The organism is Candidatus Uabimicrobium helgolandensis, assembly GCF_041508025.1.
In the GTDB taxonomy this organism is placed as follows: domain Bacteria; phylum Planctomycetota; class Uabimicrobiia; order Uabimicrobiales; family Uabimicrobiaceae; genus Uabimicrobium; species Uabimicrobium helgolandensis.
The window spans coordinates 6,352,695-6,353,282 of record NZ_CP165719.1 but is presented as its reverse complement, the minus strand read 5'-3'; positions in this window follow the sequence as shown (position 1 = coordinate 6,353,282).

Here is a 588-nt window from a genome sequence, read left to right as displayed (position 1 = left end):
TACTTTACGATCTTAGATAAAGTCATTTCTATATAGGAGATGACTTTATTTTTTTGTTCCTATAAAATCCCAAAAATCAGTCATTAACTGTTGTTGACGAAGAGAATTACGCATAACCAAAACACTGCGTATCTGCGTTTTTGTCAATTTTTTCTGCTGTAATTGTCTTTTTACAAAGTCTTCAATTAATATTGAAGAGTAGTTTGTTACAAGTCAAAACTACAGTAAAGAAATTTAGCTGTGGGCAATCTACGCTTCCGATGACATTAACAACGAATTCTTTAAAAGATAACTTGTCGCAACCTTACTGTTCAAAAATATCCTGTTTTTCTGCTTTCGAATCAATCCTTATTTTCTTGTAATCGTATTTATGGATTTCAAGAAAGTAATATTGGCTCATCAGTAATCGTATTAATTTTTTTTTCAAGCATCCATACCAATTTACGATAACTTATATCATCCTTACAATACTACATTATTTATATTTATAGTATTCTCGATACCTGTAAAACCTACCTTTCAAAATATAATAAGGCGTATCGCTCTATTTTATTTATTACCCGCTTGAAAAAAACAGACCGGTTGGTA